This is a genomic window from Dactylosporangium sp. NPDC048998 (assembly GCF_043197855.1).
GTDB lineage: Bacteria > Actinomycetota > Actinomycetes > Mycobacteriales > Micromonosporaceae > Dactylosporangium.
In genome coordinates this window covers 136,857-151,339 of sequence record NZ_JBICTV010000004.1, presented here as the reverse complement: position 1 = coordinate 151,339, position 14,483 = coordinate 136,857, and the positions used below count along the sequence as shown (strand labels likewise).

Annotated in this window: 14 protein-coding genes; 6 read left to right on the top strand and 8 right to left on the bottom strand. The window is 72.6% G+C overall.

Features of this window, described 5'->3' with window-relative positions; all coding sequences use genetic code 11:
- Nucleotides 1-18: 18 nt before the first annotated feature.
- The 7 genes from ACGFI8_RS11485 to ACGFI8_RS11455 all read right to left on the bottom strand — a co-directional run bounded on the left by ACGFI8_RS11485 (nt 19) and on the right by ACGFI8_RS11455 (nt 7,481).
- Nucleotides 19-1,332: a metallophosphoesterase gene (locus ACGFI8_RS11485; protein ID WP_392803287.1), complete on the bottom strand. Its 1,314-nt coding sequence runs from the start codon at nt 1,330-1,332 to the stop codon at nt 19-21.
- Between the two features lie 4 nt (nt 1,333-1,336).
- Nucleotides 1,337-1,573 (bottom strand): MoaD/ThiS family protein, encoded by a 237-nt coding sequence (locus tag ACGFI8_RS11480; protein ID WP_392803284.1) that lies wholly within the window; start codon nt 1,571-1,573, stop codon nt 1,337-1,339.
- 64 nt (nt 1,574-1,637) lie between these two features.
- Nucleotides 1,638-2,678, bottom strand: coding sequence for a GTP 3',8-cyclase MoaA (moaA, locus tag ACGFI8_RS11475; RefSeq protein ID WP_392803281.1), 1,041 nt, complete (start codon nt 2,676-2,678; stop codon nt 1,638-1,640).
- 32 nt (nt 2,679-2,710) lie between these two features.
- Nucleotides 2,711-3,583, bottom strand: coding sequence for a fructosamine kinase family protein (locus tag ACGFI8_RS11470; protein WP_392803279.1), 873 nt, complete (start codon nt 3,581-3,583; stop codon nt 2,711-2,713).
- A complete protein-coding gene (locus ACGFI8_RS11465; RefSeq protein WP_392803276.1) occupies nt 3,583-4,032 on the bottom strand; it encodes a hypothetical protein in 450 nt (149 codons plus the stop codon). The genes ACGFI8_RS11470 and ACGFI8_RS11465 overlap by 1 nt, the downstream gene beginning before the upstream one ends.
- Entirely contained in the window at nt 4,007-5,668 is a 1,662-nt protein-coding gene (locus ACGFI8_RS11460) for a GTPase (protein WP_392803274.1), read from the bottom strand. The genes ACGFI8_RS11465 and ACGFI8_RS11460 overlap by 26 nt, the downstream gene beginning before the upstream one ends.
- 13 nt (nt 5,669-5,681) lie before the next feature.
- Nucleotides 5,682-7,481 carry an ABC transporter gene (locus ACGFI8_RS11455; protein ID WP_392803271.1) on the bottom strand — a complete coding sequence of 600 codons (1,800 nt, stop codon included), beginning with the start codon at nt 7,479-7,481 and terminating at the stop codon, nt 5,682-5,684.
- Nucleotides 7,482-7,707: 226 nt separating this feature from the next.
- Here ACGFI8_RS11455 and dnaK point away from each other — a divergent pair, with 226 nt between their 5' ends.
- The 4 genes from dnaK to ACGFI8_RS11435 are packed head-to-tail and all read left to right on the top strand — an operon-like array spanning nt 7,708 to nt 11,947.
- Nucleotides 7,708-9,573, top strand: coding sequence for a molecular chaperone DnaK (gene dnaK / locus ACGFI8_RS11450; RefSeq protein WP_392803268.1), 1,866 nt, complete (start codon nt 7,708-7,710; stop codon nt 9,571-9,573).
- Nucleotides 9,570-10,262 (top strand): nucleotide exchange factor GrpE, encoded by a 693-nt coding sequence (gene grpE, locus ACGFI8_RS11445; RefSeq protein WP_392803266.1) that lies wholly within the window; start codon nt 9,570-9,572, stop codon nt 10,260-10,262. Before dnaK ends, grpE begins: the two co-directional genes overlap by 4 nt.
- A 25-nt stretch (nt 10,263-10,287) precedes the next feature.
- Nucleotides 10,288-11,505, top strand: a complete 1,218-nt coding sequence (gene dnaJ / locus ACGFI8_RS11440) for a molecular chaperone DnaJ (RefSeq protein ID WP_392803264.1) — start codon at nt 10,288-10,290, stop codon at nt 11,503-11,505.
- The gene (locus ACGFI8_RS11435) at nt 11,495-11,947 is read left to right on the top strand and encodes a heat shock protein transcriptional repressor HspR (protein ID WP_392803262.1); all 453 of its coding nucleotides are present in this window, start codon (nt 11,495-11,497) and stop codon (nt 11,945-11,947) included. Before dnaJ ends, ACGFI8_RS11435 begins: the two co-directional genes overlap by 11 nt.
- Nucleotides 11,948-12,057: 110 nt before the next feature.
- Here ACGFI8_RS11435 and ACGFI8_RS11430 read toward each other — a convergent pair whose 3' ends face one another.
- A complete protein-coding gene (locus ACGFI8_RS11430) occupies nt 12,058-12,492 on the bottom strand; it encodes a hypothetical protein (RefSeq protein ID WP_392804045.1) in 435 nt (144 codons plus the stop codon).
- A 213-nt stretch (nt 12,493-12,705) separates the two neighbouring features.
- Here ACGFI8_RS11430 and ACGFI8_RS11425 point away from each other — a divergent pair, with 213 nt between their 5' ends.
- Together ACGFI8_RS11425 and ACGFI8_RS11420 are read left to right on the top strand one after the other, a co-directional pair.
- A complete protein-coding gene (locus tag ACGFI8_RS11425; protein WP_392803259.1) occupies nt 12,706-13,275 on the top strand; it encodes a DUF1707 domain-containing protein in 570 nt (189 codons plus the stop codon).
- Nucleotides 13,269-14,438, top strand: coding sequence for a hypothetical protein (locus ACGFI8_RS11420; RefSeq protein ID WP_392803256.1), 1,170 nt, complete (start codon nt 13,269-13,271; stop codon nt 14,436-14,438). The genes ACGFI8_RS11425 and ACGFI8_RS11420 overlap by 7 nt, the downstream gene beginning before the upstream one ends.
- Nucleotides 14,439-14,483 lie beyond the last annotated feature (45 nt).

Sequence of the window (14,483 nt, the reverse complement as noted above, 5' to 3'; positions counted from 1 at the left end):
CGCCACGGGCGGCGCCGGTTACGCGCCGTGCAGTTCGATGACCGAGATGTCCGGCGGTGCCCCGAAGCGCACCGGCGGCCCCCAGAACCCGGCGCCCCGCGTGACGTACACCTGCGTGCCGTCGACGTTGCCCAGCCCCGCGACGATCGGCTGCTGCAGCCCGACGAGCAGGTTGAACGGCACCATCTGCCCGCCGTGGGTGTGCCCCGACAACTGCAGGTCGACGCCGTGCCGGGCGGCCTCGTGCGCCTGGACCGGCTGGTGGGCGAGCAGCACCACGGGCCGGGCGGCGTCGCGCCCGTCGAGCGCCTTGCCGAAGTCGGGTGCGTCGCCGACGCCCGCCCCGCTCAGGTCGTTGATCCCGGCGAGGTCGAGCCCTTGCACGTCGACGCGCTCATTGCGCAGCACGCGGACGCCCAGCGAGTTCACCTCGTCGATCCACTCCTGGTAGCCGGAGAAGTACTCGTGGTTGCCGGTCACGAAGAAGCTGCCGTGCCGGGCGCGCAGATCCTGCAGCGGCTCGGCCGCCGCCCCGAGCTCCGCGACGCTGCCGTCGACAAGATCCCCGACGACCGCCACGAGGTCTGCGTCCACGGCATTGATCATGCGCACGATCCGCTCGGTGTGCCCACGCCCGAGCAGCGGCCCGAGGTGAATGTCGGACACCAGCGCGATCCGGAAGCCGTCCATGCTCGCAGGAAGCTTGGCGAGCCGGATCGGCACCCGCTTGAGGTTAGGCGCGCCCATCGCCTGGAAGACCCCGATGCCGACCGCGCTCGCGGAGAGTGCCCCCGCGGTGACGGCGAGCGAACGCCCGAGCAGCAGCCGCCGCCCGGCATTGAACCGCGCGTCGACCGGCGCCACGGGCTCGACGGTCGCGACGGCCGCCTCGCCGGGAGTTTCGGATTTGTCCGCCACTTCGCGCCTGGCAAATCCGACATTTCGGTTATCGGAGGAATCTCCCCACCCGGCACTCGGGGCGGCGCCGGACCCAACGGCGGACGCGGTCGCCAGGGCGGCGGAGTGGGAGCGGCGCTGCCACAGGATCACGGCCAGGCGCGGGATCTCCAACATCGCCAGCGTCACGAGCAGGTAGAACATCAGCGCGAGCCACAGGAAACCGGGCCACGCGACCAGCGCCTGCCGCGAGTGCGGCAGCGCCCGCGAGAGTGCCAGCGTCGCCGGGATCACCAGGGCCAGCAGCACGGCGAGCGCGGTGCCGACGCGGCGGGCCCGCCGGGTGCGGGTGGTGTCCTTGACGAGGCGCTTCCAGAGGTACCAGTGAATGGCGCAGGTGATGACGAGCACCACCGCCAGCAGGACGACGATCACCCGGTCAGCCGCCTGCGAACGGGGGCAGCACGTCGACCGTCGCCGTGGCCGGCAGGGGAGCCTCGCGGTCGCGCCACGAGGTGCCGTCGACCAGGAACGAGCACGCGGTCAGGACGGAGGCGAGGCGCGGGCGGTCCGCGGTGATCGCCGCGACCAGCTCGGCCAGCGTCGCCGCCTCGGCCTTTTCCTCGGTCCGGCCGGCGGCCGCGCGGGCCCCCGCGAAGTAACGTACGAGCAGCACGTGGGTCAGTCTCCGATCGCGAGCGCGGAGGCCGCGCGAAGTGGGCGTGCGGGGAGCACGGTGGTCAGCCTCCGATCGCCGACATTGGGCGGGCCGGCTGCAGGAACCTCGGGTCGTCGATGCCGTGCCCGGCCGGTTTGGCCCACATCGCCTTGCGCCAGAGGTCGGCGAGTTCCTCGTCGCTCGCCCCGCCGCGCAGCGCGGTGCGCAGGTCGGTCTCGTCCTGGCCGAACAGGCACGAGCGCACGGCGCCGTCGGCGGTGAGCCGGGTGCGGTCGCACGCGCCGCAGAACGGGCTCGACACGCTCGCGATCACCCCGACCCTGGCCGGGCGCCCGCCGATGCCGGCGTGGCCGTCGACGAGCCACGTCTCGGCCGGGGCGCCGCCGCGCGCGTCGGGGTCGGGCCGCAGGGTGAACGCCCCGCGCAGCTGCGCGAGGATCTCGGCGCTCGTGACCATCTCCTCGCGGCGCCAGACGTGCCCGGCGTCGAGCGGCATCTGCTCGATGAAGCGCAGCTCGTAGCCGCGATCGAGGGCGAACCGCAGCAGCGGCACGGCCTCGTCGTCGTTGACGCCACGCAGGAGTACGGCATTCATCTTCACCGGCACGAGGCCGGCCTCGGCCGCGGCGGCCAGCCCGGCGACCACGTCACCGTGCCGGTCGCGGTGGGTGAGCTCCTTGAACCGGGCCGCATCGGTGGTGTCCAGAGACACGTTCACCCGGTCCAACCCTGCCTCGGCCAGCGTCGCGGCGAGCCGGCTCAGCCCGATGCCGTTGGTGGTCAGCATCATGCGCGGCCGGCCGGGCAGCGCGGCGACGGCGCGGACGATCTCGGTCAGCCCGCGGCGCAGCAGCGGCTCGCCGCCGGTGAACCGCACGTCGGTGACGCCGAGGCGGTGCACGGCGACGTCGATCAGGCGCACGACCTCGGCGTCGGTGAGCAGGGTCGGGCTGGGCAGCCAGTCCAGGCCCTCGGCGGGCATGCAATACGTGCACCGCAGGTTGCACCGGTCGGTCAGGGAGACCCGCAGGTCGGTCGCCACGCGGCCGTGCCGGTCGGCCAGGCCTGCCCCCGGCGGCTCGAGCGGAACCTGGTGGGTCATGGTTCGAACGGTACCCGAACGCGTGCCCCGGTTCAGAGTGCGCGCAGCAGCGATCGGACCGAATCGCCGTACGCCGCGCCGAAGAGGGCGGTGTGGACCAGCATGAGATAGAGCCGATGCAGCGGTACCCGCTCCTGCCAGCCGTCCGCGAGCGGCCATGACTCCCGGTAGGCGGCCAGCAACCGGTCGTGGTGCGGCACGCCGCCCCACAGGCCGAGCAGCGCCAGGTCGGTCTCGCGGTGCCCGCCGTGCGCGGCCGGGTCGACCAGCCAGCCCCGGCCGCGGCGGTCCCACAGCACGTTGCCGGGCCACAGGTCGCCGTGGATGCGCGAGGGCGGCTCGTCCCCGCCGTACGAGGAGATTTCCGACATCACCCGCTCGACGCCGGCGATGTCGTCGCGGGTCAGCGCCCCGGTCTGGGCGTTGATCGACGCCTCCAGGAACGGCCGCAGCCGGAACTGCGCGAACCACGGGCCCCACGACAGCGGCGAGGGCTCGTTGGGCATCCACAGCGTGCCGATGTACCCGGGCCAGGGCGCCCCGAACGCCTCCGCGCCCGAGCGATGCAGCCCGGCGAGCCCGCGCCCCAGCTCCTCGGCGCCCGCCGGGGTCGCCTCGCCGTGGTCGATCCACTCCAGGGCGAGCATGGACGGCAGCTCGGCGATGATCTCCGGTACCGGGGCCGCGTTCGCCGCCCGCAGCCAGCGCAGCCCGGCGGCCTCGGCGGCGAAGAAGCCCTCCGGCGGGTCGGCGAGGGACTTGGCGAAGACCGAGCTGCCGTCGTCGAGGGTGAGCCGCTGGGCGGTGCAGATCGAGCCGCCCGGCACCGGCGTCTCGCGGATTCGCTGGTGCTGGATGAACACGGGCAGCTGGGCCGGGTGCTCCCGGAGGTACCGCAGGTCCATCAGCCGGCCTCTTCCAGGTGGTGGGTGGCCGCGAGGGCGGGCGGCGCGAGCGCCCCGCCGACCAGGCTCAACAGGCTCAGCACCCGATCGGTCGTGCCCATGTGCCCGGCGTGCAGCGCGTGGTAACCGAAGTGCAGGGTCCCGAACACCGCCGTCGCGAGCCCGGCGAGCCAGCTGACCGCCGGTCGGTCCACGATCGCCGCGCCGAGGAACAGCACGGCGAGCGTCAGCATAGTGGCGCCCAGATCGACGATCAGATGCTGGTTGTACGGCGGGTATGCCGCCGTCCAGTGCAGGCCGAACCCGGGGAACGTGGCGAAGAAGTGCGACGGCGCAGCGACGGCCCACCCGCCCCACACGAGGTTGACCAGCCCGAGGGCGCCGAAGCCCAGCCGGCGGATCGAGCGGACGAGCAGCGGTCTCCTAGACGGCGGCAGCGAGGGCTTCACGCGCGTCATCGTACGAGCGCAGCACCTCCTGCACCGGCGCGACGATGTGCGTGCCCGCGACGGCGGCGATCGACTCGCGCAGCCGGCGCTCCGCCCGGGCCCGCGCGCGGCGCGCGGCGATGCCGACGAAGGGCCGCACCACGATCGCGAGCAGCAGGCCGAACAGCAGGCCGCCGCCGAGGAGCACGGTCGCCAGCGGTATCCCGGCGCCGACCTTCGGCCCGTCGACGCTGGGCAGGCCGAGCAGCGCGAACACCGCCCGCACCCCCAGCCAGACCAGCCCGGCCAGCGCGGTCGCCGCACCCAGCCACTGCAGCGCGCCGACCAGCCGCCACCACACCGGCCTCCGGTTGAGCCCCAGGTCGGCGGAGGCGACGGCGACGTCGAGCGCGTCGGGCACGTCGTCGACCCGCGAGCGCGACGCGGCGGCGATCGCGGCCGGCCACGGCTCCGGCAGCCCCTCGGAGGCAGCCGCGGCGACCTCGCGCGAGGCGAGCGAGACCGCGGCCTTCTGCGCCGCCGTGGACTCCGGCAGCGAGGTGGCGTCGGGCCGCTCGACCGGGCCCGTATCGAGATGCAGGCGGCGCAGCGGGTCGGGGCGCACCCGGCGCGCCCAGCGCAGCACCGGCCAGCCCAGCGTGCCGGCCGCGCGGTGCCGGTAGGTGCGCTCGGTCGCCGCCGCCACGATCGGGGCGCCCGCGGCGTCGCCGAGCGCGACGGCGAGGCGGTCGACCGTGGCCCGCGGTACACCGGCGGAGGGCCTGGATCCGGAGGCCACGAGTGGCTGCAGACCGGCCACCGCGTCGGTGACGTCGCCGTTGAGGCGCAGCAGGGCGGCCTGCCGCGTCGCGACCGCGCGCTCCAGCGCGGTGCGCAGCGTGGCCAGGCCCGGCTGGCCCTTCGCCGACGTCGCGAACGCCGGCACGCCGGTCAGGCCGTCGGCGTCGAGCAGCCGACGCAGGTCGGCGACGATCCGCTCGGCATCGGCGCGGACCAGCCGGTCGGCCTGGTTGAGCACGACCACGGTCACGTCGCGGTGCCGCTGGAATTGTTCGAGGTACTGCCGGTGCACCACGCGGTCGGCGTACTTCTGCGGGTCGAGCACCCACACCACCAGGTCGACCAGGCGCAGCAGCCGGTCGACCTCGAGCCGGTGCCGCGACTCGACCGAGTCGAAGTCGGGCAGGTCGAGCAGCACCAGCCCGCGCAGCGCGGCCTCGTCGTCGCCGTCGAGGGCGCTCTCCCGGGTGAACCGGCGGTTGGGCGGCACGCCGAGCCAGTCCAGCAGCGGCGTAGCGCCCGCCTGGCCCCAGACGCAGGCGTGCGCGACGCCGGTGGTCGGCCGGCGCACGCCGACGCGGGAGAGCTGGAAGCCGGAGATCGCGTTGAACAGGCTGGACTTGCCGCTGCCGGTGGCGCCGGCCAGCGCGACCACGGTGTGGGCGCCGGACAGCGCGAGCCGCTCGCCGGCCCGGTCGATCACGGTGCGGGCGGTGACGAGCCGCTCCTCGGGCACGTGCCCGTCGGTCGCCGCGACGAACCGGCGCACCGCCTCCACCCGCGTGACCAGCTGATCGGTGTCGACGGGACGCGTCTGCCGCGGGACCACCTGCTTGATCCTCTCCACCAGGCTCACTACGCAATCAACCTCACGTGTCGAACTCGGGGCGTGCCTTGTGGATGGCCACGCTCAGGGCGCGCAGCCGGGCGGACAGTTCCTCGTCGACGCCCGAGCCGGCCAGCGCGCTGCGGAACCGGTCCGCCTCCTCCTCGAACAGGGCGACCACCCGTTCGGCCAGGCCGCGCCGGGCGCGCTCGGCCAGCGACCGTACGGCCTGGTCGCCGAAGATCGCCTCGAGGACCTTCTGGGCCGCGATCGTCGTGCCGCCGGCGAGCGCGATCTCCGCGCCCGTCGGGATGAACGCCGTGGCGGCGAAGACGCTGACCATGACCAGCAGGCCGGTCGCATTGACCGCGTAGGCGCTGGCCTTGGCGACCACCCGCCTGTCGCCGGCCTCCGTGCGCACCAGGTCCAGCACCGAGCGCTGCCAGTCGCGGATCAGCCGGTCGATGCGCTCGTCGAGGTCCTCGGACGGGTGCACCAGGTTGGGTGCGGCGTCCAGCAGCGCCGCCCCGGCCGGGTGTGCCCGCCAAGCGGTCCCAGCTCGCTCCGCGGCGTCGGTCGCGGCGCCCTTGAGCAGCACCGCGAGCCCCGAGCCGAGGGCCTCCTGGAACTGCTCGCCCGGCGCGGGCCGCCCGGTGATGGCGGCGACCGCGCGGTCGCGCAGCTTGCCGACCCGGGCCTGCAGGGCGCGCATGATGTCGCCGGTACCGACGAGCTCCTGCCAGCGGGCCAGCACCTCGCCGCGCAGCAGCGCGCCGTCGTGGATGCCCCTGTCCACCGACTCGGTCGCCGCGCGGTACGCCACGTGCACCGCCTCGCCCAGCGCCGTCGCCGCTGTGACCTGGTCCTCGGCGGCGGCCGCGAGGATGACCACGTCCACGGTGAGCGCGTCGATCGCCCCGCCGACCGTCTGCCGTACGACCGCGGCCCGCGCCTCGGCGTCGCGGGCGAGCCGGCCGAGCCAGCCGCTCAGCGGCGCGATCTGCGCCTCGCCGAGCAGGCCCTGACTGTCCAGGCGGGTCTCCGGAAGCACGAAGAGGGGCACCCCGCCGAGGTCGTGGTCGCGCAGCATCTGGGTGAGGTGCGGGCCGATCTCGTCGGCGGCGCCGCCGCCGGGCACCCGGTCGAGCACGAGCGCGACGGCGGTGCCCCGGTTGCGCGCGGTGCGCAGCAGGCCCCAGGGGACGGCGTCCGCGTACCGGGCGGCGGTCGTGACGAAGAGCCACAGGTCGGCGGCGGCGAGCAGCTGGCCGGCCAACTGCCGGTTGGCGTCGACGACCGAGTCGATGTCGGGCGCGTCGAGCAGGGCCAGCCCGGGCGAGAGCGCCGGGGCCGACACGACCTGCAGCGAGCGCGGGTCGCCGCTCGGCCCGCTCGTGCGGGTGAGCGAGGGCAGCAGGTTGGCCCGGGAGAACCAGGACATGTCGTTGGGGTGGCAGACCAGCACCGGGGCCCGGGTGGTCGGCCGCAGCACCCCGGCCGGGCTGACCGGCGTGCGGATCAGGCTGTTGACCAGGGTGGACTTGCCCGCGCCGGTGGAGCCGCCGACCACCACCAGCAGCGGCGCGTCGAGGCGCTCCAGCCGGGGCAGCAGGTAGTCGTCGAGCTGGTTGACCATCGCCGCGGCGACGGTCCCGGCACGCTCGGCGCTGGGCAGCGGCAGGGTGAACCTCGTCGCCCGCACCGTGTCGCGCAGATCCACAAGGGCGGCAATCAGCGGCTGGTCCGGCCGGCTCGGGCGCGGCGTGTGACCGGAGGACGGGCCATCCGACGAAGGGGCAGCGGCCGTCGCCCGGGCGGACACCGACTCGCCCTGCGTGGTCACGGATAAAGCGTGCACGATGCGGCTCGTCAACGCCATGCGATGTGCGTGAGCATCGATGCGACCCTGCGCTATCACACCCGGGAATCACCCGGACCGGTTTAGGGTTGCGTCTAGCAGACTCAAGGTTCCACTTGACGATCGAGCGTCTCGTGGCACTATTGAGTGACTGTCACTCAACTTCGCAGCCGGCGATCAACGCCGACTGCCGCATGGAGGTCAAGCAGCTATGGCACGTGCGGTCGGCATCGACCTCGGAACCACCAACTCGGTGGTCAGTGTCCTGGAAGGCGGCGAGCCCAGCGTCATCGCCAACGCCGAAGGTGCGCGCACGACGCCGTCGATCGTCGCGTTCGCCCGCAACGGCGAGGTCCTCGTGGGTGAGGTCGCCAAGCGGCAGGCCGTCACCAACCCGGACCGGACCATTCGCTCCGTCAAGCGTGAGATGGGCACCAACTGGGCCATCGACATCGACGGCAAGAAGTACACCCCGCAGGAGATCTCCGCGCGGGTGCTCATGAAGCTCAAGCGCGACGCCGAGGCCTACCTCGGCGAGCAGATCACCGACGCGGTCATCACCGTGCCGGCATACTTCAACGACGCGCAGCGCACCGCCACGAAGGAGGCCGGCGAGATCGCCGGGTTCAACGTGCTGCGCATCGTCAACGAGCCCACCGCGGCCGCCCTGGCGTACGGGCTGGACAAGGGCTCCAAGGAGCAGACCGTCCTGGTCTTCGACCTCGGTGGCGGCACGTTCGACGTCTCCGTCCTGGAGCTCGCCGAGGGTGTCGTGGAGGTCAAGTCGACCTCCGGCGACAACCACCTCGGTGGCGACGACTGGGACGAGCGCGTCATCGACCACCTGGTCAAGACCTTCCGCGGCCAGCACGGCATCGACCTGTCCGCCGACAAGATGGCGATGCAGCGGCTGCGCGAGGCGGCCGAGAAGGCCAAGATCGAGCTGTCCGCGGCGACCACGACCTCGATCAACCTGCCGTACATCACCGCCGGCCCCGACGGCCCGCTGCACCTGGACACCCAGCTGTCGCGCTCGGAGTTCCAGCGGATGACGCAGGACCTGCTGGACCGCACCAAGGTGCCGTTCGAGCAGGCGGTCAAGGACGCCGGCATCAACGTGGCCAAGCTCGACCACGTCATCCTCGTCGGCGGCTCGACCCGTATGCCGGCCGTGACCGACCTGGTCAAGCAGCTCACCGGCAAGGAGCCCAACAAGGGCGTCAACCCGGACGAGGTCGTCGCCGTCGGCGCCGCACTGCAGGCCGGCGTCCTCAAGGGCGAGGTCAAGGACGTCCTGCTGCTCGATGTCACCCCGCTGTCGCTGGGCATCGAGACCAAGGGCGGCATCATGCACAAGCTGGTCGAGCGCAACACGACCATCCCGACCAAGCGCTCCGAGGTCTACACGACCGCGGACGACAACCAGCCCTCCGTGCTCATCCAGGTCTTCCAGGGCGAGCGGGAGATGGCGGCGTACAACAAGCGCCTTGGCACCTTCGAGCTGACCGGCATCCCGCCGGCGCCGCGCGGCGTCCCGCAGATCGAGGTCACCTTCGACATCGACGCCAACGGCATCGTGCACGTGTCCGCCAAGGACCTGGGCACCGGCAAGGAGCAGTCGATGACGATCACCGGCGGCTCGGCGCTGCCGAAGGACGACATCGAGCGGATGATGCGCGACGCGCAGGACCACGCCGATGAGGACAAGCGGCGCCGCGAGGACGCGGAGACCCGCAACCTCGCCGAGGCCCTGCAGTGGCAGACCGAGAAGTTCCTGGCCGAGAGCGGCGACAAGATCCCGGCCGACGCCAAGGAGCAGATGAACGAGGCGCTGGGCGACCTGCGCAGCGCGCTCGGCGGCAACGACACCGAGCGGATCAAGGCCGCGCACGAGAAGCTCGCCCAGGTCTCCCAGCAGGCCGGCAGCGCGCTCTACGAGCAGCAGCGGCAGCAGGCCGGCGGCGACGCCGGCGGTGCCACGGGCGGCGCGAGCGGCGCGGGCGCCGGCGCGCAGGCCGGCAACGGGCCGGACGACGTGGTCGACGCCGAGATCATCGACGAGGACAACAAGAAGTGACGGATGCTCAGGAGCCGGCCGCGCCGGAGGCGCCCGAGGCTGAGGCCATCGAGGCCATCGACGCGGTCGACGCGGTCGACGAGACCGTCGTGAAGGCCGAGGCCGCTGACGAGCCGGAAGAGGAGAAGCCGGTCGAGGGCGAGATCGTGGACGAGGAGTTCACGGTCCATGCCACCGATTCGGCCCACGCGGAGGAGGCACCCAACCAAGCGGCGGCGCAGGGCACGACCGACGACGCGCACCAGCACGGGCTGGGCGCGGAGCTGGCGGCCCTGCGCACCGAGCTCGACGAGCGCACGCGGGACCTGCAGCGGGTCACCGCGGAATACGCCAACTACCGCAAGCGGGTCGACCGCGACCGGGCGTTGGTGGTCGAGCAGGCCAGCGCCAACGTGCTGGGCGCGCTGCTGCCCGTCCTCGACGACCTTGACCGGGCGCGCGATCACGGCGACCTGGTCGGGCCGTTCGGGGCGGTGGCGGATTCGCTCATCGCCGAGCTGACCAAGTTCGGGCTGACCGTTTTCGGGGCCAAGGGCGACCCGTTCGACCCGACCCGCCACGAGGCGGTGGCCCACCTGACCTCGGCCGAGGTGTCCGAGCCGACCTGCATCGACGTGATGCGGCGCGGCTACCTCCTCGGCGAGCGGCTGCTGCGACCGGCCCTGGTCGCGGTCGCCGACCCGGAGTAGACGAACGCCTGGAGGAGGTGGCGCAATGAGTTCGAAGGACTGGTTGGAAAAGGATTTCTACGCGGTTCTGGGCGTCACCAAATCCGCTCCCACCGACGAGATCAAGAAGGCGTACCGCAAGCTCGCGCGCGAGCTGCACCCCGACCGCAACCCCAACAACGCGGCGGCCGAGGAGCAGTTCAAGGCGGTGTCGGAGGCGTATGACGTGCTCTCCGACCCGGCGCGGCGCAAAGAGTACGACGAGATGCGGTCGCTGTTCGGCGCGGGCCAGTTCCGCCGCAACGCCCGGGCCGGCGGCCCGGCGGGGGCGGGTGGTCCCGGGTTCGACTTCAACGACCTGTTCGGCAACGCCGGGGCGGGCGCGGGCGGCCCGTCCCCCGGCGCCGACCGCCGCTTCGGCGGTGCCGGCTTCTCGGACCTGTTCAGCTCGATCTTCTCGGGTGGTGGAGGCGGGCCGGCGACCGGACGCCGAAGCCGCGGGCGTGACGTCGAGACCGAGGTTGTGCTCAACTTCGTCGACGCGGTGCAGGGTGCGACGCTGCCGATCACCCTGCGCACGCCAGGCACCTGCGAGACCTGCCACGGCAACGGCGCGGCACCGGGCACGTCCCCGCGGTCCTGCCCCAAGTGCCGCGGCCTCGGCGTGGTGAGCAGCAACCAGGGCTCGTTCAGCTTCACCGAGCCGTGCCGCGAGTGCCAGGGCGTGGGCACCATCGTCGATGAGAAGTGCCCGGAGTGCCACGGCACCGGCGGGGTCACCAAGACCCGCACGATCAACGTGCGGATCCCCGCCGGCGTCTCCGACGGCCAGCGCATCCGGCTGGCCGGCCGGGGCGAGCCGGGCACCCGGGGCGGATCGCCCGGCGACCTGTTCGTGCTCATCAAGGTCCGTCCCGATCCGGTCTTCGGCCGCAGCGGCGACGACCTGACGCTGACGGTGCCGGTGACGTTCGCGGAGGCGGCCCTCGGTGCCGACCTGCGCGTGCCGACGCTCGACGCGACCGTGCTGCTGCGCGTGCCCCCGGGCACGCCGAGCGGCCGGACGCTGCGGGTGCGCGGCAAGGGCGTCGCCCGGCGCGACGGCAACGTCGGTGACCTGCTGGTCACCATCGACGTTCACGTGCCGGCCGAGCTGTCCGAGGCGGCCCGGAAGGCCCTGTCCGACTATGCGGCCGCGGCGCCGCCGGCTCCACGGGAGCGGCTCGAGGCGATCGCACGGGAGCGCAGCAGCTATGAGCGATGACGACGGCATGAACCAGCACGAGATCTTTCTCAGCTTCGAGGCGGTCTCCGACGCCAAGGTGCTGATCATCTCGATCGCGGCCCGGCAGGCCGGGATGCACCCGCAGACCCTGCGGCAGTACGACCGCATGGGCCTGGTGCAGCCCGGCCGCACCTCCGGCGGCGGCCGCCGCTACAGCGAGCGCGACGTGGCGCTGCTGCGCGAGGTGCAACGGCTGAGCCAGGAGGAGGGCGTCAACCTCGCCGGCATCAAGCGCATCATCGAGCTCGAAGGCCTGGTCGGCGACCTGCGGCAGCGGGTGGCCGAGCTGGAGGCCGAGCTCATCCGGACCCGCACCCGGCTGGCCCAGATCGAGGCCGCGGGCTTCCCGCGCCGCGACCTGGTCCCGACGAACCAGCAGCAGACGGCCCTGGTGGTGTGGCGCCCGTCGAAGAACGTTTGACCCGGGCGCCGCGAGGGCATCACAGCGTCAGGGAATGGTGCGGTCGTTCCGTAGGCTGCCCGGAACATACGCGCAGGGGCGTCGCCGGCTGAGGCGGCGCCCCTCCGCGTTCAGCTCAGTCGTCTCGGTTGCCTTACCAGGCCGCCCTCGCACCAGTCGTGGTACTCGAACAGCTCGGGGCGGGCCAGGAGCATTCGCGCGTTGTGGGCCCACGTCGTGAGCAGCTCGTCGCCGTTCTCCTCGGCCTGCTCCACGAACTTCTTCAGCCGGCGCTTCGGGTGGGCCCGGAAGTGCGTGCGAATGCCGTCCGCCGCGTAGATGTACAGGCAATGCAGCGCGAACCGGCGCGCCGGGCAGGCCGGGTCCATCGCGAGGTCGAACAGGGTGCCGATCAGCCGGTCGCCGGCGATCAGCAGGTCCCAGTCCGGGGGCATCGTCTGCAGCAGCGAGGCGTCGGGGTGATAGGCCCACGCGCGCAGCTCAGCTGGGGTAGGGTCGACCGGGTTCTGGAAGCCCCGGAATCCCGCCTGTGTCACGCTCACCATCTGCTCCCGTGGCCAGCGGGTGGTCACCAGCGATGCCGTCACATCGCCAGGCTCCTGGTTTCGGCGACAACTTAGCCCGTCACCAGGTTGCATGGGAAGAGGTGATGATGCTGCTTACTTTCGGTAAGCCGCAATAAGTCCCCATTTTTCCACCCGAAACGGGCGGCGAAACGCAGTATGTCAATGACTCACGATGGGGTCTACAGTGTCGTCGTGAGCACGGACCGTCCGGACATGCGTATCTCCGACGCCGAGCGGGAGCTTGTGGTCGCCCAGCTCAACGCCGCTGTCGCGGAGGGCCGGCTGACGCTCTCGGAGTTTGAGGAGCGCGTGGACGGCGTGCTGCGGTCGCGCACGTTCGGCGAGATCGAGCCATATGTCGGCGACCTGCCGCAGAAGGGGCCCATCGCCGCCCCGGAGGAGCGGGAGATCCGCAACCGCTTGTCCAGCCTCAAGCGCCAGGGGCGCTGGACGGTGCCGCGCCGGCTGCTGATCAGCACCGAGGCCGGCTCGGTCAAGCTCGACTTCACCGAGGCGGTGTTCACCAGCCAGGTGGTCGAGGTCCAGATCGAGTCGCGGACCAGCTCGATCGACCTGGTCCTGCCGCGCGGGGCCACCGCCGACATCGACAGCATCGCCCCGCATGCGAGCTCGCTGAAGCAGAAGGTCCCGGCGGTGTACGACCAGCCGGGTCAGGGCGTCGTCTTCAAGATCAACGGCGAGGTGCGCAGCAGCAGCGTGCGCGTGCGCTACCAGCGCAGATTCTGGCGCTGGCGTTGGTAGGAGCGAAGCGCCGGGGCCTTGTCGTCGCGCTGGCCGCAGTGCTGCTCGCGACGCTGAGCGCCGGCTCGTGCGCGCCGAACGGCACCGCCGAGCCGCAGCAGACCCCCGGCGACGACGTCTCCTACGAGGACGTGCCGGCGACCCCCGGCGGCTCCGAAGACCCGCACAACCGGCAGAACGTGGTGCCGGCACCGAAGGGAACCTCGCCGCGCGGCGTCGAGTTCGCCGACCCCAACACCGGATACGCCCTGTTCACCTCGTGCGTGGCCGGCCAGCCCTGCCAGGTCGGGCTGGTGCTCACGCTCGACGGCGGCGCGAGCTGGGTGGAGCGCGAGCTGCCGTTCGACGACGCGATCGACGTGGACATGCGCCTGGGCCGCGGCAATGTGCTGATCATCAAGGCGGCGCCGGACGGGTACTTCGTCTCCCGCGACACCGGCCGCACCTTCGAGCGCCGCCCGCTGACCCCGCCGCCCGTCGAGCTCAATCTCGCCGAGCCGCAGTACTCGGTCGGCTGCCAGGACACCGCCGCGAGCGGCTGCGCCGACGCGCAGCCGTGGATCATCGGCGACGACGGCAACCGCGCCCCGCTGCCCGCGCGACCGTCCGGGAGCCACTGGTACACCGGCCTCACCTCCGCCGCGGACGGCACCCTGTGGCTGACCACCCAGGCCGTCAGCGCGGCCTCCCCGGCGGCCGGCTCCACGATCACCGTCTGGAGCAGCGCCGACCACGGCCGTACCTGGCAGCCCCAGGGCACCGCGCACGCGACGGACCCGACCGTCGTGGTCCGCCCGGTCGTGGCCCCCGACGGCTCCGACGTCTGGCTGATCGGCCCCCGCTTCGCCGCCCGCCGCCAGCCCGGCACGACCGGCTCGGCCTCCGTCTGGACCGAGGCGACCGCGATGCGCGAGGTGGCCGAGCTGTTCAGCGCCGAGGTCCTGCCCGGCGGCGCGGTACTGATCGCCAGTAACCAGGGCGTCTGGGTCCTCGACCAGCAGCAGCGCACCCGCGACCCCGGCGCCCGCCTGATCTTCCGCCTCCGAAGGCTGGACGACCAGACCATCCTGGGCTACCCGGCTCAGCAGTCCGGCGAAGTCTGGCTCTGCACGATAAAAACCAAGACCTGCGACTGGACCCACGTAGCCGTAAGCGCTCGCTAGCCAGAAACCGGACTTGAGTGGAATAGACTCAACCTCGTTGGTGTC

What these genes read in the sequence shown, in the direction of transcription:
- moaA (WP_392803281.1), bottom strand. Translation starts at nt 2,678, where the DNA reads ATGACCCACCAGGTTCCGCTCGAGCCGCCGGGGGCAGGCCTGGCCGAC.
- ACGFI8_RS11470 (WP_392803279.1), bottom strand. Translation starts at nt 3,583, where the DNA reads ATGGACCTGCGGTACCTCCGGGAGCACCCGGCCCAGCTGCCCGTGTTC.
- dnaK (WP_392803268.1), top strand. Translation starts at nt 7,708, where the DNA reads ATGGCACGTGCGGTCGGCATCGACCTCGGAACCACCAACTCGGTGGTC.
- dnaJ (WP_392803264.1), top strand. Translation starts at nt 10,288, where the DNA reads ATGAGTTCGAAGGACTGGTTGGAAAAGGATTTCTACGCGGTTCTGGGC.
- ACGFI8_RS11435 (WP_392803262.1), top strand. Translation starts at nt 11,495, where the DNA reads ATGAGCGATGACGACGGCATGAACCAGCACGAGATCTTTCTCAGCTTC.
- ACGFI8_RS11430 (WP_392804045.1), bottom strand. Translation starts at nt 12,492, where the DNA reads ATGGTGAGCGTGACACAGGCGGGATTCCGGGGCTTCCAGAACCCGGTC.